At 64.5% G+C, this 23,952-nt stretch carries 10 protein-coding genes; 8 read left to right on the top strand and 2 right to left on the bottom strand.

Annotated elements, in window-relative coordinates:
• The first annotated feature begins 187 nt into the window (after positions 1-187).
• From XH93_RS28910 to XH93_RS28890, 5 genes are all read left to right on the top strand, one after another.
• Entirely contained in the window at positions 188-1,057 is an 870-nt protein-coding gene (locus tag XH93_RS28910) for a branched-chain amino acid ABC transporter permease (protein ID WP_139863281.1), read from the top strand.
• A 7-nt stretch (positions 1,058-1,064) separates the two neighbouring features.
• Positions 1,065-2,096, top strand: coding sequence for a branched-chain amino acid ABC transporter permease (locus XH93_RS28905; protein WP_194470088.1), 1,032 nt, complete (start codon positions 1,065-1,067; stop codon positions 2,094-2,096).
• On the top strand, positions 2,093-2,845 hold the full coding sequence (locus tag XH93_RS28900; RefSeq protein ID WP_194470087.1) for an ABC transporter ATP-binding protein: 753 nt from the start codon (positions 2,093-2,095) through the stop codon (positions 2,843-2,845). Before XH93_RS28905 ends, XH93_RS28900 begins: the two co-directional genes overlap by 4 nt.
• Positions 2,838-3,554, top strand: coding sequence for an ABC transporter ATP-binding protein (locus tag XH93_RS28895; protein WP_194470086.1), 717 nt, complete (start codon positions 2,838-2,840; stop codon positions 3,552-3,554). The genes XH93_RS28900 and XH93_RS28895 overlap by 8 nt, the downstream gene beginning before the upstream one ends.
• Positions 3,555-3,676: 122 nt before the next feature.
• Complete coding sequence (locus XH93_RS28890; protein ID WP_194470085.1) at positions 3,677-4,795, top strand: cobalamin-independent methionine synthase II family protein; 1,119 nt, start codon at positions 3,677-3,679, stop codon at positions 4,793-4,795.
• 114 nt (positions 4,796-4,909) lie between these two features.
• Here the strand turns inward: XH93_RS28890 and XH93_RS28885 are convergent, their stop codons facing one another.
• Together XH93_RS28885 and XH93_RS28880 are read right to left on the bottom strand one after the other, a co-directional pair.
• The gene (locus XH93_RS28885; protein WP_194470084.1) at positions 4,910-6,649 is read right to left on the bottom strand and encodes a caspase family protein; all 1,740 of its coding nucleotides are present in this window, start codon (positions 6,647-6,649) and stop codon (positions 4,910-4,912) included.
• 306 nt (positions 6,650-6,955) lie between these two features.
• Complete coding sequence (locus XH93_RS28880; protein WP_194470083.1) at positions 6,956-10,588, bottom strand: S8 family serine peptidase; 3,633 nt, start codon at positions 10,586-10,588, stop codon at positions 6,956-6,958.
• A gap of 1,108 nt (positions 10,589-11,696) precedes the next feature.
• Between XH93_RS28880 and XH93_RS28875 the strand changes: the two genes are divergently transcribed.
• From XH93_RS28875 to metK, 3 genes are all read left to right on the top strand, one after another.
• Entirely contained in the window at positions 11,697-20,942 is a 9,246-nt protein-coding gene (locus XH93_RS28875) for a hypothetical protein (protein WP_194470082.1), read from the top strand.
• Between the two features lie 258 nt (positions 20,943-21,200).
• A complete protein-coding gene (locus tag XH93_RS28870) occupies positions 21,201-22,556 on the top strand; it encodes a hypothetical protein (RefSeq protein WP_139485140.1) in 1,356 nt (451 codons plus the stop codon).
• A gap of 61 nt (positions 22,557-22,617) precedes the next feature.
• On the top strand, positions 22,618-23,814 hold the full coding sequence (metK, locus tag XH93_RS28865; RefSeq protein ID WP_139485141.1) for a methionine adenosyltransferase: 1,197 nt from the start codon (positions 22,618-22,620) through the stop codon (positions 23,812-23,814).
• The last annotated feature ends 138 nt before the right edge of the window (positions 23,815-23,952 follow it).

Raw genomic sequence — 23,952 nt, 5'->3', positions numbered from 1 at the left:
GCGAACGCTGCTGCCCTGCGTCATGCCCGGGCAAAAGCGCGAAGTGCGTCTTCGCGCAGATGACCCGGGCATCCACGTTTTTTCCCATGCAGCGAAAGACGTGGATGGCCAGGACGAGCCCGGCCATCGCAGAAAATCGACGTTTCCCACGTGGCGTTTGAAGCATCTTCTCGGTTAAGCTGACCCTATGGCCTCTGTCCTCACCAACCTGTTCGACGGCGTCGCCTACGGCATGCTGCTGTTCGTGCTCGCCTGCGGGCTGGCGGTGACGCTCGGGCTGATGAACTTCGTCAATCTGGCCCATGGCGCCTTCGCGATGGCCGGCGGTTACATCTGCGCGGTGCTGGTCAACAATTCCGGCTGGCCGTTCTTTGCCGCGCTGCCGCTCGCGTTCGTCGCCAGCGCGGCGATCGGCGTCGCGCTGGAGCGCACGCTGTACCGCCATCTCTACACCCGCAGCCATCTCGACCAGGTGCTGTTCTCGATCGGCCTCGTGTTCATGTCGGTGGCGGCGGTCGACTACATCATGGGATCGTCGCGGGTCTTCATCAAGCTGCCGGCGGCGCTGGAAGGGCAGATCGACCTGTTCGGTGTCGGCATCGGCCGCTACCGCCTGATGATCGTCGTGATCTGCGGTCTGCTGACGCTGGCGCTGCAACTGATCCTGGCCAAGACGCGGTTCGGCAGCCGGCTGCGCGCCGCGGTCGACGATCCGCGCGCGGCGATCGGGCTCGGCATCAACGTGCCGCAGGTGTTCGCCTTCACCTTTGCTTTTGGTTGCGGGCTCGCCGGCCTCGGCGGCGCGCTGAGCGCCGAGATCCTCGGGCTCGATCCGTATTTTCCGCTGAAATTCATGATCTACTTCCTGATCGTGGTGACCGTCGGCGGCTCCTCCTCGATCACCGGGCCGTTCCTCGCTTCGCTCTTGCTCGGCATCGCCGATGTCGCCGGCAAATATTACGTGCCGAAGATGGGGCCGTTCGTGATCTACACCGTGATGATCGTGATCCTGCTCTGGCGCCCGAACGGCTTGTTCGGCCGCACGGCGGCGCGGTGAGGGCGCCATGACCGCGCTAACAGACGTCTCCTCCCATGCCATCGCCAGCGCGCGCTGGCGGGTCGGCGAGATCGCATTCTGGGTGCTGGTGCTGGCCTGCGCCTTGCTGTTCCCGTCGCGCTACCTGATCATGACCGACATCGTGCGGCTCGCGCTGTTCGCGCTGTCGCTCGACCTGATCCTCGGCTATGCCGGCATCGTCTCGCTCGGCCATGCGGCCTTCTTCGGCGTTGGCGCCTATGCGGCCGGACTGATAGCGCTGCACGGCATCATCAACGAGCCCGTGATCGCACTTGTCGTTGCCGGCCTCGTCGCGGCGGTGGTCGGTTTCCTGACCAGCTTTCTGGTCATCCGCGGCGTTGACCTGACCCGGCTGATGGTGACGCTCGGGATCGCGCTGCTGCTGGAGGCGCTCGCCGAGCGCTTCTCCAACATCACCGGCGGCACCGACGGCCTGCAAGGCATCGAGATGCAGCCGATTTTCGGGCTGTTCGCCTTCGACATGTTCGGCAAGACCGGCCTGTTCTATTCGCTGATCGTGCTGTTCATCCTGTTTCTGCTCGCCCGCCGCGTCGTGCATTCGCCGTTCGGGCTGTCGCTGCGCGCCATCAAGAACAATCCGCTGCGCGCCGCCGCGATCGGCATCCCGGTCAACCGCCGCCTGATCGCGGTCTATACGCTGGCAGCGTTCTATGCCGGCATCGCCGGCGCTCTGTTCACCCAGACCACGGCGCTGGCCTCGCTCGACGTGTTCGCCTTCGAGCGCTCCGCCGACCTGATGCTGGTGCTGGTGATCGGCGGCACCGGCTATCTCTACGGCGGGCTGATCGGCGCCGTTGTGTTCAAGATGCTGCAGGAGCTGTTCCAGACAATCACCCCGCAATACTGGCTGTTCTGGATCGGCCTCGTGCTGGTCGTGATCGTGCTGGTCGGCCGGGCGCGCATCCATCGCTGGGTGCTGTTCGTGCCGAACCTCATCATCCGGCAGTTCGCCGGACGCAAGGCGGTCGTCGCCGTGCCCGAGAGTGAGGCGTCATGACGATCGCACTCGAAACGCGCAGCCTCGAAAAGTCCTTCGGCGGCCTTCGCGTCACCCGCGACCTCTCGCTGAGGGTGACGCAGGGCGCCCGCCATGCGCTGATCGGACCGAACGGCGCCGGCAAGACCACGGTCATCAATCAGCTCACCGGCGTCCTGAGGCCGAACAGCGGCCGGATCCTGCTCGAGGGCAGCGACATCACCGATCTGTCGGTGCACAAGCGGGTGCTGCGCGGGCTGTCGCGCACCTTCCAGATCAACCAGCTCTATGCCGATCTGACCCCGCTCGAAACCATCGGCCTTGCGGTCTCCGAGCGGATGGGCCGCGGCGGCGACTGGTGGCGGCGGATGGGGACGCGCGACGACGTCAATGCCGAGATCGCCGATATCCTGTCGCGTTTCCATCTGCTCGACGTGATGACCGAGCCGACCGCGACGTTGCCCTACGGCAAGCAGCGCCTGCTCGAGATCGCGGTTGCGATCGCCGCCAGGCCGCGCGTGCTGCTGCTCGACGAGCCCGCCGCCGGCGTGCCGGAAAGCGAGCGCCACGACATCCTGGCCGCGGTCGCCGCCCTGCCGCGCGACGTCACCGTGCTCTTGATCGAGCATGACATGGACCTGGTATTCTCGTTCGCCGATCGCATCTCGGTGCTGGTCAATGGCGGGCTGTTGACCGAAGGCGCGCCCGACGAGGTCGCGCGCGACCCGCAGGTCAGGGCGGTCTATCTTGGCGAGGCCGCCGATGCCTGATCTGCTCGCGGTCCAGGGCCTGCGTGCCGGCTATGGCGAGGCGGTGGTGCTGCCCGATCTGTCGCTGTCGCTCGCCGAGGGCCAGGTGCTGGCGCTGCTCGGGCGTAACGGCACCGGCAAGACCACGCTGATCAATTCAATCGTCGGCATCGTCAGGCGTTTTGGCGGCAGCCTCGCGCTCGCCGGCCGCGACATCACCGCGCTGCGGCCGGACCAGCGCGCTCGCGCCGGGATCGGCTGGGTGCCGCAGGAACGCAACATCTTCCGCTCGCTGACCGTGGAAGAGAACATGACGGCGGTGGCGCAGCCCGGGCCGTGGACCGTCGAGCGGGTCTATGAGATGTTTCCGCGGCTCAAGGAGCGGCGCGGCAATTTCGGCAACCAACTGTCCGGCGGCGAGCAGCAGATGCTGGCGATCGGCCGCGCGCTGACCTTGAACCCGAAGGTGCTGCTGCTCGACGAGCCGACCGAGGGGCTGGCGCCGATCATCGTTGAGGAACTGTTAAAGGCGATCGGCAGCATCACGCGCGCCGGCGGCATCTGCTCGATCATCGTCGAGCAGAATGCACAAAAGATTCTCGGGCTCGCTGATCGCGTTGTGATATTGGAGCGCGGTACGATCGTGCATGATGCCGCGAGCAGCGTGCTGAAGGCCGATCCGTCCGTCCTGGAGCGCCATCTCGGCGTCGCCGGGGCCAAAATACACTAAAGCGTTTTCGAGCGAAGTGGATACCGGTTCGCGTGAAGAAAACGCGTCAAAACAAGAATCTAGAGCTCCGTTCCGATTCCATCGGAACGGAAATGGCTCTAGAAAACGTCCGGGAGTTGACCATGCAGCGAACCAAGCCTCCGTTCCGCGCCGACGAGGTCGGCAGCCTGTTGCGCCCGCCGAAGATCAAGGAAGCCCGCGCGAAGCTCGAGAAGGGCGAGATTTCGGCCGACGAGCTGCGCAAGATCGAGGACATGGAAATCGAGAAGGTCGTACACAAGCAGGCCTCGCTCGGCCTCAAACTGGCGACCGACGGCGAGTTCCGCCGCTCCTGGTGGCATTTCGATTTCCTCAGCCATCTGACCGGCTGCGAGCTGTTCCATCCCGACATGGGCATCCAGTTCGCGGGCGTGCAGACCCGGCATGATGCGATCCGGGTGATCGGCAAGCTCGACTTCCCCGACCATCACCCGATGCTCGATCACTTCCGCTTCCTGAAGAAATACGCCGACCAGGCCCATGTCACTGCCAAGATGACGATCCCGTCGCCGGCGGTGCTGCACTTCCGCGGCGGCCGCAAGCTGATCTCGAAGGAGGTCTATCCGGACCTCGAGGCGTTCTATCAGGACCTCGGCAAGACCTACCGCAAGGCGGTGAAGGCGTTCTACGACGCCGGCTGCCGCTATCTGCAGTTCGACGACACGGTGTGGGCCTATCTGTGCTCGCAGGAAGAGCTGCAGAAGTCGCGCGAGCGCGGCGACAACCCTGATGGCCTGCAGGAGATCTACGCCCGCGTCATCAACTACGCGATCGCCGAGCGTCCCGCCGACATGGTGATCACCACCCATGTCTGCCGCGGCAATTTCCGTTCGACCTGGATCTCGTCGGGCGGCTATGAGCCGGTCGCCGAGACCCTGCTCGCCGGCACCAATTACGACGGCTACTTCCTCGAATATGATTCCGACCGCGCCGGCGGCTTCGAGCCGCTGCGCTTCCTGCCGAAGGGCAACAAGGTCGTGGTGGTCGGCGTCATCACCTCGAAGTTCGGCGAGCTTGAGAAGAAGGACGACATCAAGCGGCGGCTGGAGGAAGCGGCAAAGTTCGCGCCGCTCGAGCAGCTCGCGCTGTCGCCGCAATGCGGCTTTGCCTCGACCGAGGAAGGCAACATCCTCTCCGAGGAAGAACAGTGGGCCAAGCTGCGGCTCGCCGTCGAGGTCGCGAACGAGGTGTGGGGGAAATAAGATTCTCTCCTTCGTCATTGCGAGGCGCGAAGCGACGAAGCAATCCATCTTTCCGCGTATGCGGAGCGATGGATTGCTTCGCTTCGCTCGCAATGACGTGGAGATAGCAGTGCGCTATTTCTCCGCCAGATAGACCTCGCCGAGCAGCGAGGAGTTCGACCACGGCACCTGCTTGCCCTTGGTCGCGGCCACGACCTCGGCGCGGACCCGCGTCAGCATCTGCTGCACTTCGAGCCCCGGCGTGCCGACATGGCGCGACAGCGCCGCCGAGAACGGGCTGTTGGCGCCCTCGCCGTCGAGCGCCACCTGGCCCGGCGCGGTCGCAAACGCGATCAGCGTGCCGGCGCCGAGCGTCGAGCCGGAGCCGAGCGAGGCCGGCGCTGCGAGGCCCGATCCGGCCTCGACGCCGCGGCTCGGACCGGCGGATGCCACCTGCGGCGCCATCGGATTGTTGCGGCAGGCATCGAGGATCAGGATGTTGGTGCGGATCTGGTCGTCGAGGCCAGCCATGATCGTGTCCATGTCGACCATCGCGTCGGTGACACGGCCGCCGGCCCTGAACTCGATGTCGACGGGCACGAGGTAGTTGCGGCCGTCGATCTGCACGCCATGGCCGGCATAATAGACCACGGCGATCTGCGCGCGGGTGGCCTCGCGCAGGAAATCGCGGATCGTCTTCTGCATGGCGTCGCGATCGAGGTCGAGGCCTTCGGACACGGTGAAGCCGATCTCGCGCAGGCTCTTTGCGATGGCGCGCGCATCGTTGGGCGGATTGGGCAGCGCCTTGACATGGGTGTAAGTGCCGTTGCCGATCACGAGCGCGACCCGCCGGCCGGCTGCGGCCTGCGCCTGGGCCGCGGGAGCAGCAGCGGGCGCGGCTGGTTCCGCGGTCTGGGTGGGCGGGGCAGCGCCTGGACTGGCCTGCTCGCGGGCCGGCGCCGCGGCCGCCTTGGGCGGCGCGATGGCCGCGTCCTGCAGCAGCGAGAGCCGCACCCGGGCGGTGGCCTGGCTGGCCTTGCTGGCGGCATCGGAGGCTTGGCCCTCGAGCACGGCGGCATAGTCCTGCCTGGCGCGCTCGCGGTCGCCCTTCGCCTCGTAGGCGAGGCCGCGCTGCGTGTAGGCCGAGATCAGGACGCTGCCGGGCGGCGTCATGATGTTGGCGGGTGCCTTCGCCTTGGCCAGCCGGATCGCCTCGCTGATGTCTGCAATCGCGCGGTCGATGTCGCCTTTGGCGCGCCAGATCACACCGCGGTTGATCAGCGGCTGCGGCAGCGACGGATCGATGCGGATCGCCTCGTTGATGTCGGCCAGCGCGCCGTCGAGATCGCCCAGCGCCTGCTTGCAGCCGCCGCGGTTCTGATAGGAGAAGGCCGACTTCGGGCCGGCCTTGATCGCGGCGTCGTAATCGGCGATCGCCCTCGCGTAGTCGCCCTTGCTGCGATAGGCGTTGCCGCGGTTGTGGAAGATGATGCCGCTCGGCGGCCCCATGCGCAGCGCGTCGTTGAAGTCTGATATCGCGATGTCGTATTCGCCCTTGTCGTAATAGGCCGAGCCGCGCAGATTGTAGATCGCGACGCTCGGGTGCAGGCGGATCGCCTCGGTGGCATCGGCGATAACCTGCGCATAGTTGCCCTTCTTGTTCCAGCCGACCGCGCGCCAGAAGTAGATGGTCGCGAGCTTCTCGCCGGAAAACACCTTTAGCCCGACGATCTTGGTGCAGGCGCTGATCATCTGGTCGGCCGGCGTGGTTTCGGTCGTGCAGAGCGGACCGAGCTGCGCGCGCGGTTGTGCGAAGCAGGGCGCCGCCCACAGCGCGGCGGCGAGCAGGGTGAGCAGCAGGATCGAGCGGCGCATCGGATTTGGCCTTGGCCTTGAGGGGGATGACCAGGGGTTTGTTGCCGCCGGCGGGCCGATGGTTCAAGGCGGCCGCCGGATCAGCGCCTCGGCGAGGGAGCGGCCAGCGACCTCCCGCCCGAGGGGGCGGGTGGCACCTGCATAATTTCGGAATATTGGAATAATACCGGTGATTTGCCCGACGTGTCAAGCTGTCGTGGCGCCGTCGGCCCGCCGGCTACTTTGCATGGGGTTGTTTTTCGGTATTTGCTAGTAACGCCCCTGCCGCCCGAGGCGGCAGGAGATCGCGGGCCTGTCACGGTTGCCTCAGAGGACCAGGAAATCGTGGGCGCTCAGGCCGAGATGCGCCCCGACGGTTGCGAACTGGACCGCGGCGGCGGCGCCATTGCCGTCCGCATCGTACGAGATCGCGCCGGTCTCGTTGTCGTAGATGATCCGCGTATCCGCGGTTTCGCTGCCCAAGCTGAAGGCCGCATCGGCCAGCACGCCGGTCGCGCCGATGGCAGAGAAGATCGAATGGTCGAGCACAATGCGGTCGACGTTGACGGCAAAGTCGGTGATCGTGTCGACATTGTTGCCGCCGGCAATGGCGGTGGAGAACACGAACAGATCAGCGCCCGCGCCGCCGGTCAGCGTGTCGTTGCCGGTCATGCCGTTCAAGAGATCGTCGCCGTCGTTGCCGACGATGACGTTGTTCTCGGCGTTGCCGACGCCGGTATGGGCATTGGCGCCGATGAAGGTGAGATTCTCGACATTGGCCGACAGCCCGTAGACCGACAGGAAGGTCTGCACCTCGTCGGTGCCCTCGCCGGGGATCTCGTAGACGGTGTCGTAGTTCGACTGCACGGCATAGATGTCGTCCCCGGCGCCGCCCTGCAGCGTGTTGAGGCCGCTGCCGTCGATCAGGGTGTCGTTGCCGTCGCCGCCGAACAGATAGTCGTTGCCGGTGCCGCCGACGATGGTGTTGTCGAGCGCGTTGCCGACGCCGACGAAATCATTGCTGCCGGTGTGGGTCAGGTTTTCGACATTGGCGCCCAGCGTGTAGCTGGACAGCGCGTCGGTCTTGACCGTGTCAGTGCCTTCGTTGGCGTTCTCGATCACGACGTCGCCGGCGTTGTCGACGACATAGGTGTCGTTGCCGGCGCCGCCGACCAGCGTGTCGGCGCCGAGGCCGCCGTCGAGCGTGTCGTTGCCGGTGTTGCCGGTGATGACGTTGGCGAGCTCGTTGCCGATGCCGGTGTGGGCGTTGCTGCCGATGAAGGTCAGGTTCTCGACATTCGGCGACAAATGATAGGACGTCAGGAACGTCTGCACCTGGTCGGTGCCCTCATTGGCGAACTCGAACACGGTGTCGAGGTTGGACTGCACGGCGTAGATATCGTTGCCGGCGCCGCCCTGCAGCGTGTTGAGGCCGTTGCCGTCGATCAGGGTGTCGTTGCCGATGCCGCCGATCAGGTAGTCGTTGCCGGTGCCGCCGATGATGACGTTGTTGAGGTCGTTGCCGATGCCGACGAAGTCGCTGCTCCCGGTGTGGGTCAGATTGTGCGCGTCGGCGGCAAGCGTGTAGGAGCCGAGCGCCGTTTCGACCGTCGACGGGTCGACGTCCTGGCCGCCGACCGTCGGTGGCGGCGCAGCGAAATCCGACAGATCCACCGACTGGGTCACGGTGTGGCCGGCCAGATCGCTGATCTTCACGATCACGCTGGCGTCGAGGTCAACCGAAGCATCGTTGGCGTAGATCACCGCCGTGGTCGCGCTGGTCTGCGCGATGTGGAAGCTGCCGTGGTAGTCCGAGCCGTCGGCATTGGTCAGGCTGAAGGTGAGCTGGTCGCCGAGCGCCAGATTGGCGTCGGCCGCGGTCACCACCGCGATCGACTTGGCGGCGCCCTGCAAGGCGGTCAGGGACGTGCTGGCGGCCACCGAAACCACCGTCGGCGCGGCCTCGATGACGTCGATCGCATCGACCTGCGACCCGATGCCGAGCCCGAGGAAGTCGAACACCTCGACATTGGTGACGGTGTCGACATCCGACGTCCCGTGATGGGCGACGTGATAGGAGCTGGTCGCCGCATCGTAGGTGATGTCGTAGTCGAACCAGATCCCCGCCAGCACGACCCAGTCGAGGCCTGCGCCGCCGTCGATCGTGTTCGAGCCGGTGCCGCCGTTCAGCACGTCGTCGCCGGCGCCGCCGAGCAGGATGTCGTCGCTGCCGCCGCCCGAGATCAGATCATTGCCGAAATCGCCGACCAGTCTGTTGGCCGCGTCCGAACCGGTCAGGACGTCGTTGTATATGGTGCCGATGGCGTTCTCGAAAGTGCCGCCGAGAATCACCGGGGTATTCTGGAACGAGCTTGCGGTCGCGCCCGACAGGTCGAGCGTGACGGCCTGGTCGCCGGCGGCGAAATTCAGCGTGTCGTTGCCGCCATCGCTGTCGGTCGCGTGGGTGCGGGTCGGATCGGCGGCGGCCAGCGCCGCATAGCTCGAAGTATAGTAATAAGTGTCGTCTTCGCTGCGGACGTCGCCATAGACATGGACGTCGGCCTGGGAGACCGCGAAGGTTGCGCCCGGCGTCGCGTGGGAGAACTGCAGCGTCCAGGTGCCGTAGGGGTTCTCGCCCATGAACTGCACGGAATCGAAGGTGAAGCTCAGCGTGGTCTTGCTGCCGAGCTGGCTCAAATTCTCCACCAGTTCCGAGACGGTGCCGTCGGGCGAGACCAGGTTGATCTGCAGGTCCTTCAGGTCGGCGTCGCTGATCGCAAGGTCGATATCGACGCGGCTGGTCGAGAGCTTCGCCATCGACGCGTCAGTCGGCGTCAGCGTGAAGGACAGCGACGACTGGGTCGGATCGAGATTGCTGGCCGGCGCGAACGAGAAGTCCAGCTCCTTCTCATTGGCGTAGGTCGAGGTGTACGACCAGTTGCGCGCCAGCGCGACGGCGGCGCTGGCGTCGAGCATGCCGAAGCCGCCGTTGCGGTCGAACATCAAGCCGCCGCCGTTGTAGCCGTCGAAGCCGTTCGCCGTGGAATGACCGTCGAGCCGCGAGGTCGCGCTTATCGCCAGAATCTCCTGCACGTCGCGATAGCCGAGATCGGGGTTGGCGGCGAGCATCAGGGCGACGGCGCTGGAGACCAGCGGCGCGGCGGCGGAGGTGCCGGAGGCGTAGCTGGTATTGGTGCTGCCGGCGGCGTTGCCGTCATCGACCACGAGGCCGACGCCCGGCGCCGTCAGCAGCACCGAGGTGCCGGGGTTCGAGAACACCGCGGGCGTGCCGTCCCGATCATGGGCGCCGACCGTAATGGTGAACCTCGAATTGCTGAAGTTGTGGAAGTTGGCGTCATCGCCGACGTTGCCGCTGGCGGTCTGGATCTTGCCGTTGCCGGCTGCGAACACCATCACGGTGCCGAGACCGTCACGGCCGTTGGCGACGTCGGCCTGCAGGGCGGCCGCCGCCGCGGTAAACGGCGCGGTCTGGAAATTGTCGGCGAACGACGCCGTGAAGCCCCAGCTATTGTTGCTGACGTCGTAGTTCTGCTGATGCGCGACGAGGCCAGCGAGCTCGTTCTGGTCGTACAGCACGCCGAAGCGCATGTAGCTGCCGGTGATGGTCGCGCCTTGCGCCGCGCCGACCGCGCCGAGGCTGTTGTTGATGTTGCCGGCGATCAGGCTCGCGACCATGGTGCCATGGTGCTGGGCAGCCGTATCCGGCATGGCGTCGTTGTCGCCGGTGTCGCGGGGGTCGTAGTCGATGCTGGTGTCGTAGCTGCCCACGAGATCGGCATGGAGGTAGTTCACACCTTCATCGACGACACTGATGACGATGCCGCTGGCGTCGTTCTGGGCCCAGGCGCCGAGAAAATCGGCGCCGCCAATCACGCTGCTGCCGAGATGCCAGAGCAGCGGCGCCGATGCTGTCGCAAGCGCCGTCGAGCTCAAGCTCATCGACTGTATTTCAAGATCTAGTCTATCTATTTCGGATACGTCCCCAGTATCCAAAATAGAATTACTTGCCGTGGTCATCCGCCGTCCCCGTCTTTTTGTTGGGGCCAGATGTACGGGCGGCGCAGTTAATTCAGGCTAATTCGCGTAGTTAAGGGAACTTGTGGCTGAAGATCTGCTGAATCGCGGCTTAAGAGAATACTTGAAATTGCAGTCGATTAAGATTGACCAATATTGAATATCAGCAAACCAATACTATTCGTTAAGCAACGAATGGTTGACGAGTACTGTTTCTTAACGTCAAAATTTTGCGCCGCTGCTTAGCGTGATGTTAAGCACGCCGGTGCGGTGCGTTCACAGGCAGCGGGTGAGGGCGATCAAAAATCGAGCATCGCATTCGCATTGGGTGCAGCAAACATTGCTCAACATTTCGCCCCGCGTTCAAACACCGCATCCAGTAATTCCACGGCCGGTTAAATGCTGCGAGGCAAGACCAACTCTACCAGAACGCGTAAAACTGGCGGTTCATTATTGATGTATTACATAATGATCGGCGTCGCACGATGAAATCTATATTCGATCAGCGCAGATATACTGCACGATAGCTCGCGAACTTCAAAGATAAGCCGACGGTAAAACGGTGCGGATATTAACCTAAACATCCGCATGACCGCGCAGCGTCTAAGGTCGAACTTGCCGACCGCACGGACTTCCCCTACTAGTCATCGTTAAGTTTGAGTTAACTTTTCCGTCGAGGTTTCTTTGAAATCGCCAGATGTCCCGTAGAGGACCAGGCGAGACAGGGTAGTTGCGTCAACAGGAGTCTTTTGAGGGGCGGCCAAGTAGGCCGGTCAGGAATTTAAGACCATCTCCGACGGGCTTTCGGGAAGCGTCCCGGAAGAACGGCGACGATGGGTGGAATGATTGCGAATGCTGTGAATTGGAATACCGCAAGCGTGCCGCCCATCTGACGATGGCGGACCCCCAGGTCCCACCGACATCCACAAATCTTTGAACCCTGCGGAGGAAGCGGCTGTTCGCGCCGTTTTCCCGCAACAGCAACCTATTGCCCGCGTCAATGCGGGTTGTGTGACATCGAGGAGACAATCAGATGGCGACGATTATCGTTCATGCGGGCAGCTCGATCCAGGCGGCGATCAACAGTGCCAGCAGCGGCGACACGATCTTCATCGAGAACGGCACCTATAGCGAACAGCTCAGCATCGCGGGCAAGACCGGCATCACCCTGCAGGGCGAGAGCGAAGGCGGGGTAATCATCACAGCGCCGGTCTCGCTGCTTCAGCAGAACGCCACCGACGCCACCACGGGCCGGCTGCAGGATGCGCTGATCGCGGTATCGAATTCCTCCAACGTCACCATCAAGGACCTATCGGTCGACGGCGCCGGTCGCGGCAACGACGTCGCCGGCGGCAACGATTTCGTTGGTATCGCGGTCGCGAACTCGACCGGCACGATCGACCATGTCGACGTCAGCGGCATCCGGGACGCCCTGATCGGCGGCGACCTCAGCGGCGTTCAGCGCGGCAACGCCATCGTGATCAGCAACACCGTCGGATCTCCGCAGGCCTTCACCGTCAGCAATTCCTCGGTCGAGGACTATCAGAAGACCGCGATCATCGCCCGCAACACCATCGCGACGGTGACCAACAACGACATCGACGGCAGCGGGCCGCACGGCGTCATTGCGCAGAACGGCATTCAGCTGTCGTCCGGCTCGACCGGCAGCGTGACCGGAAACCACATCTCCGGCATCGGCTTCACGCCTGATACCAATGAGGTCGTCGGCGTGATGGTGTTCGACAGCCACGGCAGCCTCAATGTCTCCGGCAACACCTACGACGGCACCCACACCAACGACCTCTTCGTCTATCTGCAGGATTCCACCGGCGTTACCGTCTCCGGCAACACCATCAACAATGCCAGCGAAGGCATCGAGGATTTCGGCACGACCCCCGTCACCACCGGCAGCAACACGTACAACGGCACCGCCGGCGACGACGTCATTCACGGCGGAGCGGGCAACGATCACATCGACGGTCTCGGCGGCAGCGATACGATCGACATGTCCGGCGCGGCCAGCGGCGCGTTCGTCAATCTGACGACCGGCCTCGCGATCTCGGCCGAAACCGGCATCGATACGCTGGCCCACATCGAGAACGTGCTTGGCAGCTCCGCGAGGGACAATCTGATCGGCGACGGCAACGCCAACACCTTCTTTGCCACGGCAGGTGGTGACACCATCGACGGCCGCGGCGGCAGCGACACCTACGACGCCGCGAGCGCCTCGACGTCGGTCTTCATCGATCTCGACGGCGGCTTCGTGGCCGGCGCGGTCAATGCCAGCATCACCTCGATCGAGAACGCGATCGGCGGCTCCGGCGACGACTACATCGCCGGCAGCACCGGAGCCAATGTGCTGACGGGCAACGGCGGCGCCGACTCCTTCGTCAATCTGCACGCCGGCGACGTCGTGCACGGCGGTGCCGGGCTCGACAAGGCGATCTTCGACGGCAATGTCGGCAGCGCGACCTTCGCGGCGGGAGCAACCCCGGGTTCGATCGCGGTCACCCTTGCGGGCGAAACCATCACGCTCGACAGCGTCGAAACCATGCAGTTCAACGACCACAATGTCCTGGTGGTCGGCTCCGGCGGTCAATATTCGACCATCCAGGCCGCGATCGACGCGTCGCATGCCGGTGACACCATCGTCGTCCTGCAGGGCACCTACACCGAGAACGTCAATGTCGACGTCGAGGGTCTGACCATCGCGGCCGTCGGCAATGTCGTGCTGCACGGCACCTTCAAGAGCGACAACACCATTGCCGATGGCGGCGTGGCGACCTTCCTGCAGACCGCGGCGAGCTATAGCGGTGCGGCCGGCAGCGGCCTGACGATTTCGGCCAACAACGTCACCATTCAGGGCCTGCACATCGACGGCTTCCTGAACGGCGTCCAATTCGCCGACAACATGAACGTCTCGGGCGCCACCTTCACCGATGTCGCGATCAGCGATTCCGTGAACGGATACTGGAAGGGATCGGCCGCCGGTGTGAGCGGTCTGACGCTCAACGACGGCTCGATTACCGACAGCTACATCGGCGTCTATTTCCAGAAGAACACGACTGCCGGCCAATCGGCTGTCGGCAATGCCGATCACGTTGTCATCGACGGAACGTCGTTCACGGATATCACGCAGAAGGGCATCTACGCCGAGACCCTGTCGAACGCGCACCTCACCAACATCACGATGGACAACGTCGGTCAGTACGGCGGCGGACCGGCTTTCGGCGCGAATGGTGTTGCCGGCAACGGTATCGATCTGAACCTCAAGAACGGCACATATTCCAACGTCGAGATCGACAATTTCACGCTGCACAATGTTGGCGCGTCGGACGGCGTGGTCGCCGGCGGACACCCGAATGGTGGCGCAATCGTCGTTGAAGCTCGTAACGACGGAAGCACCTATGGCGCAGCTCCTGCCATCTTCAACGGTGCGGTCGACATTCATGACGGCACGATCGATGGTCATACGTCGACGGGGATTCAGGCCGGCGAACCGACGAAGAGCAACACTGGCCCGATCGTCACCGTCACCAATGTGACGATCGACGGTGCGCAGCATAACGCAACCCATGGCGACATCGCCAACGTGACGCAGTCGGTGATGACGTTCAACGGCACCGCGGACGCCGACGTCGTCGCGTCCAGCACCAGCTCGACCGGCGCGATCGTGTTCCACGGCGGCGCCAGCGGCGACACCTTCACCGGCCATAACGAGCTCGATACCGCGACCTATGACGTGGCGCTGACCGCCGCCAACATCACCTACGACTCCGTCAACCATCAGTGGGTGGTCGACGCCGGCACCGACGGCATCGACCGTCTCAGCGGCGTCGAGAAGATCGTCGATGCCAACGGCCAGACCTTCTACCTGGCCGGCAATGGCTACGGCACGCTGCAGGCCGCGATCAACGCCGCCAGCGCCGGCGCCACCATTCTGGTCGCCGGCGAAACGCTGGCCGATACCGGCAGCGTCAACGTCAACAAGGAGCTCACCATTCTCGGCGTCTACCACGGTGTCGACGGCGCCGACGGTACGCGCGATGCAGGCCACGAATCCGTCCTGAACGGCGGGCTGTACATCTCCGCCGACAAGGTGACCATCGACGGCATGAAGGTCGTCGGCGGTGCGATCAACGCCGGCAATTCCTCGGCGATCTATGTCGACCACAACAACGTCACGATCTCTCACACCATCATCGATGCCGGCAACAGCCCCGCGGACTACGGCTTCCTGACGCCGTACGGCGGCAACGTCTCCAACCTCAACATCGACCACAATCTGGTGAACGGCTGGGATTCAGGCGGCTACTTCAATCCGTCGACCCAATTCCACATGACCAACAACACCTTCACGAATGCCAGCGGCAACTTCAACGGCTTCGTCGGTGACGATTGGGCGCCGGGCACCTTCATCGACGGCAACCATTTCGGCGCGTCGACCTCTTCGGCGGTCGGATACGGCGTGTTCGACAACGTCGAAAACGTTCAGAATTACTTCGGCACCAACGAGTACGACAGCAGCGGGCGCAAGGTCGGAATCTATCTGTACGGCGACGGCCTTAACGACGGCGACGGGCAGACCGTCACCGGTACCGACCAGGACGACTACATCACCGCGACCTACTCCTTTGTCGCAAACTCGAATCCGAACGACACGCTGATCGGTGCGGGTGGCAATGACAAGCTCGAGGGCGGCGCCGGAGACGACATCCTGATCGGCGGCGACGGCACTGATCTCCTCGACGGTGGCACCGGTATCGACACCGCGGTCTATGCCGCGGCGCTGACGGTCAATGATCTCTCCTTCGCGTCCGGCCACTGGACAGTGCATGCCGGTTCGGAAGGCGTCGAGACCCTCGCCAACATCGAGGAAGTCGACGGCAGCGGGCAGGGCGGCGCACGCATCCTGCTGGTCGGCGGCGACGGCTTCGCCAGCATCCAGGCTGCGGTCGACGCGGCCCACGACGGCGACACCATCCTGATCGCGGCAGGAACCTGGGCTGGCGTTACGGTCACCGACAAGCAGCTGACCTTCGTCGGCGCCAACCATGGCCTCGACGGTGCGAGCGGCGCGCGTGGCGCTGAATCGATCATCGTGGGCCAGGTGCAGGTCAGCGGCAGCAAGAACGTCACGTTCGACGGCCTCGAGTTCAAGGCCGACGCCAGCGTCACCGGTGCGTCCAATCCGGCGCTCGGCTTCCACGGTTCCGGCAATTATCACGTCCAGAACTCGGTGTTCTACAATCCGGCCGCGGGCGGCGCGAACGGCGTCGATGCGCGCGCGATCAGCCTCGACACGTCCGTGTCGGGCGCGGTGACGATCGACCACAACGCGTTCACCGGCGCGTCGGTCGGCAATTTCGGCACGGCGTCGTGGGGACGCGGCATCTGGTCCGACGGCACCAGCTCCGATCTCGATATCAACCACAACACGTTCTCGAACGTTCGTAGCGGCATCAATCTCGATGGCTACAACGATGCGACCCACAGCGTGACGGACAACACGTTTGTCTCGGCAGGCAGCGGCATCTCGGTCGGCGCTCCGACCGGAACGACCTTCACCGGCATCCACGACAACGACTTCCAGGCGGTCGGCGACGACTTCAACTTCCAGAACGTGACCACGCCGGTGACCCTCGACCTCACCGCGAACCCCGAGACCTCCTCGGGTGGTGATCCGCTGGCGGGCGGCGGCGTGCTGCAAATCCTCGGCGGCAAGGTCGACGACCACATCACCGGTTCGGCAGGCGCCGACAACATCTTCGGCAACAACGGCAACGACGTCCTCAAGGGTGGCGGCGGCGCCGACCTGATCGTCGGCGGTGCCGGCACCGACACGGCGGTCTACTCGGCCAACATCACGCTCGACAAGCTGTCCGCGGTACTCGATATCGATCCGGTTACGGTGGGTAACCAGTCGGGCTGGACCGTCACCACCGGCGGGGCAGAGGGCACCGACACGCTCACTGGCGTCGAGATCGTCAGCAGCGGCACGGGCCACATCCTGCTGGTCGGCAGCGGCGGCTTTGCCACCATCCAGGACGCGGTCAATGCGGCGGCCGATGGCGACACCATTCTGCTCGCGGCGGGCACCTATGCCGAGAACGTCACGGTCAGCGACAAGCAGCTGACCTTCGCCGGCGCCAATTTCGATACCGCGGGTGCTGATGCGCGCGGCGCCGAATCCATCATCAAGGGCCACATCTCGGTCACCGGCGGCAAGGCGGTGGAATTCAACGGTCTTGAATTCCTCGCTGATGCGACCACCGGCACCACCGGACACGGCAACGCCGCGCTGCAGCTGCACGGGTCGGGCACCTACACGGTGCACAACTCGGTGTTCTACAGCAACTTCGTCGGCGGCAATGTCGAGGCAACCGCGATCCAGCTCGACACCACGGCGACCGGCACCATCAACATCGACTCGAACCTGTTCACGGGGCCTGCCGCCAACACCAACCTGTTCGGCGGCGCCAACTGGCAACGCGGCATCTGGTCGGACGGTGCCGAGCACCAGCTCAACATCACCGGCAATTCGTTCTCCAACGTTCGCAGCGCCATCAACCTCGATGGCTACAACGACGCGACCCATGACGTCTCGGGCAACACCTTCGTCTCGGCGGGCACCGCCATCTCGGTCGGTATTCCCGTTACCAACGACTACACCGGAATCCACGACAACGACTTCCAGTCGGTCAACGACGACTTCAACTTCCAGAATCTGACGACGCCGGTCACCGTCGACCTGACGGCGACCAACGAGACCTCCTCGGGCGGCAACGTCGCGCTGGGCGGCACCGTCATTCAGGTTCTCGGCAGCACGGTCGGCGATCACATCACCGGCTCGGCAGGCGCCGACAATCTGTTCGGCAATGGCGGCGACGACGTGCTCAAGGGCGGCGGCGGAGCCGACCTGATCGTCGGCGGCGCCGGCACCGACACCGCGCTGTTTACGACCAACATCACGCTGGACAAGCTGACCGCAGTTGCCGACCTCGATCCGGTGACGGCGGGCAATCAGTCCGGCTGGACCGTCACCACCGGTGGCGCCGAAGGCACCGACACCCTGGTCGGCGTCGAGGTCGTCAGCAGCGGTGCGGGCCGCATCCTCCTGGTCGGCAGCGGCGGCTTCGCCACGCTGCAGGACGCGATCAACGCGGCCCAGGCCGGTGACACCATCTATGTGCCGGGCGGCCTTACGCTGACCGGCGATGTCACCGTCAACAAGCAGGTCACGATCGTCGGCGCCCAGCATGGCGTCGCGGGCGCGGACCACGCGGGGGCGGAATCCGTCATCAACGGCGGCCTCTACATCACCGCGGACGGCGTCGTCATCGACGGCATCGAAGTCACCGGCGCCGTGCAGGCCGGCGGCACCGAGCGTGCCTACGGCATCGTGGTCGGCGCCGACAACGTCACCATCAAGAACTCGACCTTCGACGGCACGGCGACGTTTGCTTCCGACACCCGTCCGTTCGGCACCGTCGCAGGCACCACCGGGCTCTCGGTGACCGGCAACGCGATCCACGATTGGGCCGAAGGTGCCTACATCGTGATCGGGACCACGGGCTCGATCGACCACAACGTCTTCACCGACAACGGCAACGGCGTCGTCAGCGAATCCATCGATACCCAGATCGCGTTCAACACGTTCTCGAGCGCGGGGGCTGTCGATCCGGGTGCCCACATCGCACCGCTGCCGTTCGTGTCGGCGGATATCGGCAGCTTCGTCCACGACAACACCTTCGAGGACCAGGCTCGTCCGATCACGATCTATGCCAACGGTCCGGCCGGGCAGACCATCACCGGCAGCGATGTCGCCGAGACCATCCACGGCGAGTATGTCAGCGGACCGCTGACCATCAACGCGGGCGGCGGCAACGACAAGGTGATCGGCAGCGCCGGTGACGACACCATCGACGGCGGTGCCGGTAACGACACCATCGACGGCGGCGCCGGCACGGGTGACACCTACGTGCTGAGCGGGGCATGGGCCGATTACGCCATCACGCGTTCGGGCGGCACCTACACCATCGTCAAGGGCGGCGAGACCGATACGGTCACCAATGTCGAGAAGTTCAGCTTCAACGGCAATGTGGTGAGCGTGACCTCGGATCCCGACACCATCGTCTCGCTCGCCCCGACCATCACGGGCGTCGCCGAGACCGGAACCGATGAGGATCACAACGCCGGCACGGTGGCTGTGAGCGAAGCGGCGATCAGCGGCACTGCGATCGCCACCGTTTCGGCCACAGATCACAACATCGCCGCCGGCGACGTGCTGACGTTCACCCTGGTGGACGGTTCGGGCAATGCCTTCAGCGGCCCGTTCTCGATCACCAAGAATGCGGACGGCGTCTCGGCAACGATCGCGGTGGCCGGAGCCCTCAACTTCGACCTGCACTCGTCGTACGGCTTCAATGTGAAGATCACCGACAGCGCCGGGCATTCGGTGACGCAGGCGACGGCGGTCAGCATCATCGACGCCAACCTGCCGCCTGTCTCTCCTGCGCTGTCGAACGTGAACGTGGAGTCCGGCGTGACGGAGGCCAAGCTGTCCGATCCCAACGACGCGCCGTTGAATCTGACACTGCCGGTCGATCCGGAAGGCGATACCCTCGCGTTCCATCTCGACACCGTGCAGCCGACGGCCGGCCATCAGGCCGGAACGGTGATGCTCAATGGCGTGGCGGTCGTTCTGGGCTCGCAGGATCTGTCACCGGCCGACATGCAGAACCTGACCTATCTCGCTCCGGTCACCGGCGATGCATCGACTGAGACGGTGACGCTGAACTTCAGCTACACCGACGGGGTCAACACCGGCAACATGCAGGTTATCGTCAACGTCGCAGCCGCCGTTGACGGCACCTTTACCGGAACGGCGGGAGCCGACCGGTTCGACGGCGGTGCCGGCAACGACACCTACACCGTCAACAACGTCGGCGACGTGGTGCTGGAACAGGCCAACGCAGGCATCGACACGGTCACCACCGCGCTCAGTGCCTATCATCTCGGCGCCAACGTCGAGAACCTGACCCACACCGGAAGCGCCGACTTCACCGGCCTCGGCACCGATGACAACAACGTCATCATCGGCGGTCTCGGCAACGACTACCTGGTCGGTTACGGCGGCAACGATACGCTGATCGACGGCAACGGCCTCAACACGCTGCAGGGCGGAGCCGGCGACGATATCTACGCCGTTCAATCCAACCTCGACACCGTGTTCGAGTTCGCCAATGAAGGCACCGACCAGGTGCAGACGTTCCTGGCGTCCTATCATTTGTCGGCGAACGTCGAAAACCTCACCTTCATCGGGGGCACTGCGCACATCGGCATCGGCAACGAACTGGCCAACGTCATCACCGGCAACGCCGGCAATGACACGCTGGACGGCGGTCTCGGCGCCGACACGCTGGTCGGCGGCGCCGGCGACGACAGCTACATCGTCGACAACGCCGGCGACGTCGTGACCGAGAACGCCAACGAAGGCAACGACACGGTGGCAGTCGGGTCGCTGGCCTCCTACGCGCTGTCGGCGAACGTCGAGAACCTGATCCATGGTGGAAGCAATGCCTTTGCCGGTATCGGCAACGCGCTCAACAACGTGATGATCGGCGGTCTAGGCAACGACTACCTGATCGGTGGCGACGGCAACGACACGCTGATCGACGGTAGCGGTGCCAACACCTTGCAGGGCGGAACCGGCGACGACATCTACGCCGTTCAATCCAACCTCGACTCGGTGGTCGAGTTCGCCAATGAAGGCACCGATCAGGTGCAGACATTCCTGTCGGTCTACGCGCTGCAGGCCAATGTCGAGAACCTCACCTTCATCGGTTCGAATGGCCACACCGGTGTCGGCAACGAACTGGCCAACGTCATTGTCGGCAACGCCGGCAACGACTTGATCAACGGCCTGGCGGGCAACGACACGCTGACCGGTGGTGCCGGTGCCGACCTGTTCGTGTTCAACACGGCGCTCGGTGCCAACAATGTCGACACGATCACCGACTTCACGTCCGGCACCGACAGGTTGGTGCTCGATCACGCGATCTTCTCGGCGATCGGGACCGGCCCGCTGGCGGATACGGCATTCGCCTCGTCGCTGGCAGCGGAGACCGCATCGACGCGGTTCGTCTACAATACCAGCACCGGCGCCGTGTTCTACGACGCCGACGGCAGCGGCGCCGGCGCCGCGGTCCAGTTCGCAACGCTGGGCACCACGACGCATCCGGCAACCCTGACCGCGCACGACTTCCTGATCGTGTAAGGCACAACCCGATCCCGCGATGTCCTGCAGTGCAGGGCATCGCGGATCAGTCTCGCAAAGGCCGGCCCGGACCTCCGGGCCGGCCTTTGGCGTTCATGGCCGGCGACCGGCCGTGCTGCGGGACCCGGTTGCCCACGAAAATGTCAGGCGATCCTGCGGCGCAGCGGGGTTTCCATGTTGGGCAATTGGTGATACTGATTTGGTCCGATCTGGTTCTGCCCACTCCCGTCCCAACGCCGGCGCCTGCCCACCGTCCTGATGAAGAACGACGAAATCCTCAGTCAAATCTCGGACTTCTGCCGGGACTCCGACATGGCGGAGACGACGTTCGGCCGCCGTGCGGTCAACGACGGCAAGCTGGTGCACCGGCTGCGCGAGGGCAAGCGAATCACCATCGACACCCTCGATCGCATCAACGCCTTCATCGCGGCGTCGACGCCGGGCGGGGTGCCGCCGCCGCGCGGCCTCGTGGTGCCGCCGGAGAAGCGCGACCCCAGGGGCAATTTCCGCTTCTTCGAGAACCGCCAGCGCTATCTGCTGTTCGTCCATACCTGCAGCGAGAAGCGGGTGGTCGCCGATCGGGTCGCGCTGGAATTGTCGGCAATCCAGCCGCGGCCGCCGGCGCTCCGGGTGTTCGACGCCGGCATGGGCGATGGAACCGTGCTGGCGCGCGTGCTGCGCGCCATGCATGGCCGCTTCCCGCATATGCCGTTCTATGTCGCCGGCAAGGAACTGAGTGTCGAGGACATCCGCCTGACGCTTGACAAGGTGCCGGACCGCCTGGTCGAGCATCCGGCGACGGTGTTCGTGTTCACCAACATGTATTACGCCGAGGCGCCCTGGCTGACGCCGCGGGCAAACGCGGCCGCCGCCAGCATGATCTGGCATGAGGTGCCGCTGCGCGGGACCGCCTCGGGCGAATTCGAGACCCAGATCGCCGAACTTGCCCCGTTTCTCGAGCAGAACTGGCGCGCCAATGTCAGCCCACGAACCGCCATGCCCATCTACGAGCGGCCGGTTGCCCTGGTGCTGTACCGGGACGACCACCGGTTCCTGCTCGATTCCATCATCCCGCGGGCCGGCCGCACCGAGGCCAATTTCGATCTTGTGATCGCCTCGCAGCCCTACCGGGCGAAATCCTCGGTGAATTTCCGTGCCAAGCGCATCATCGCCCCGCTCGCGCGCGCCCTGCGCGCCGGCGGCCGCCTGATCGGCATTCACTCCTACGGGCACGATCCGGGATTGGAAATCATCCAGTCGGTGTGGCCCGGAGAAAATCCTTTCGCCGTCAGCCGTCATGAGATACTGCGCGCCGTGAAATACGAGCTGGGCGCGGCCGGGCGCGATCTCAACTTCAACGCCTACGCCGACAATCGTTCGATCTTCCGTTATGATATGGAAGCACTGCCCAATGAGGTGACGGGCACGATCGGGACGTCGACCGCCTTTGCAGCGTGGAACGCGGCGGTGTATGTCGCCCAGATCGAGGATGACCGGTTGACCGATATGGCCGAAAGCGCGCGGACACTCGAGGCCACGCGCGACGTTCTCCGCAAACACAACGGGCTTTGGTTCTACGACGAATCCTACGTCATTTCGCGGCGACGCGAGTGACATTCCAGGGACACATTCACCAACGAAACGTCAAAGTACGACGAAACAAGGGGTTTGCTTGATGCGCGCGTCATATCTGTTCACCAGCGAGTCGGTCTCCGAAGGACATCCCGACAAGGTCTGCGACCGTATCTCCGACGAGATCGTTGACCTGTTCTACCGGGAAGGGCCGAAAGCCGGCATCGATCCGTGGGCCATCCGCGCCGCCTGCGAGACGCTTGCGACCACCAACAAGGTGGTGATCGCCGGCGAGACCCGCGGGCCCGCTTCGGTCACCAACGAGCAGATCGAGAACGTCGTGCGCGGCGCGATCAAGGACATCGGCTACGAGCAGGACGGCTTCCACTGGAAGACCTGCGACATCGAGATCCTGCTGCATCCGCAGTCGGCCGACATCGCGCAGGGCGTCGATGCGCTGCAGCCCGGCGAAGTCAAGGAAGAGGGTGCCGGCGACCAGGGCATCATGTTCGGCTACGCCACCAACGAGACGCCGGACCTGATGCCGGCGCCGATCTTCTACGCCCACAAGATCCTGCGCCTGATCTCCGAGGCGCGCCATTCCGGCCGCGAGAAGGTGCTGGGTCCGGACTCCAAGAGCCAGGTCACCGTGCAGTACGAGAACGGCAAGCCGGTCGGCGTCCGCGAGATCGTGGTCTCGCACCAGCATCTGGTCGAGGATCTCTCGTCGAACCAGATCCGCGACATCGTCGAGCCCTATGTGCGCGAGGCGCTGCCGAAGGAGTGGATCAACGGCAAGACGATCTGGCACATCAACCCGACCGGCAAGTTCTTCATCGGCGGTCCCGACGGCGACTCCGGCCTGACCGGGCGCAAGATCATCGTCGACACCTATGGCGGCGCGGCGCCGCATGGCGGCGGCGCGTTCTCCGGCAAGGACCCGACCAAGGTCGACCGCTCCGCGGCCTATGCCGCGCGCTATGTCGCCAAGAACATCGTCGCCGCCGGTCTCGCCGACCGCTGCACGCTGCAACTCGCCTATGCGATCGGCGTGGCGCGTCCGCTCTCGATCTACATCGACACCCACGGCACCGGCAAAGTGCCGGAGGATCAGCTCGAGCAGGCGGCGGCCAAGGCGATGGACCTGACGCCGCGCGGCATCCGCACCCATCTCGACCTCAACCGCCCGATCTACGCCCGCACCTCGGCCTACGGCCATTTCGGCCGCACGCCGGACAATGAGGGCGGCTTCTCCTGGGAGAAGACCGATCTCGTCGAGCCCCTGAAGCGCGCGCTCTGATCCACTTACCTCGCCCCGCTTGCGGGGAGAGGTCGCCGCGAAGCGGCGGGTGAGGGGGACTCTCCGCGAGTTCGTTGCGCGGATAGAGCCTCTCACCCCAACCCTCTCCCCGCGGCAGGCGGGGCGAGGGAGAGGGCC

The organism is Bradyrhizobium sp. CCBAU 51753 (assembly GCF_015291565.1).
In the GTDB taxonomy this organism is placed as follows: Bacteria; Pseudomonadota; Alphaproteobacteria; order Rhizobiales; family Xanthobacteraceae; genus Bradyrhizobium; species Bradyrhizobium ivorense.
The sequence above is the reverse complement of the archived record's forward strand: the minus strand, read 5'-3'. Positions and strand labels throughout refer to the sequence as shown.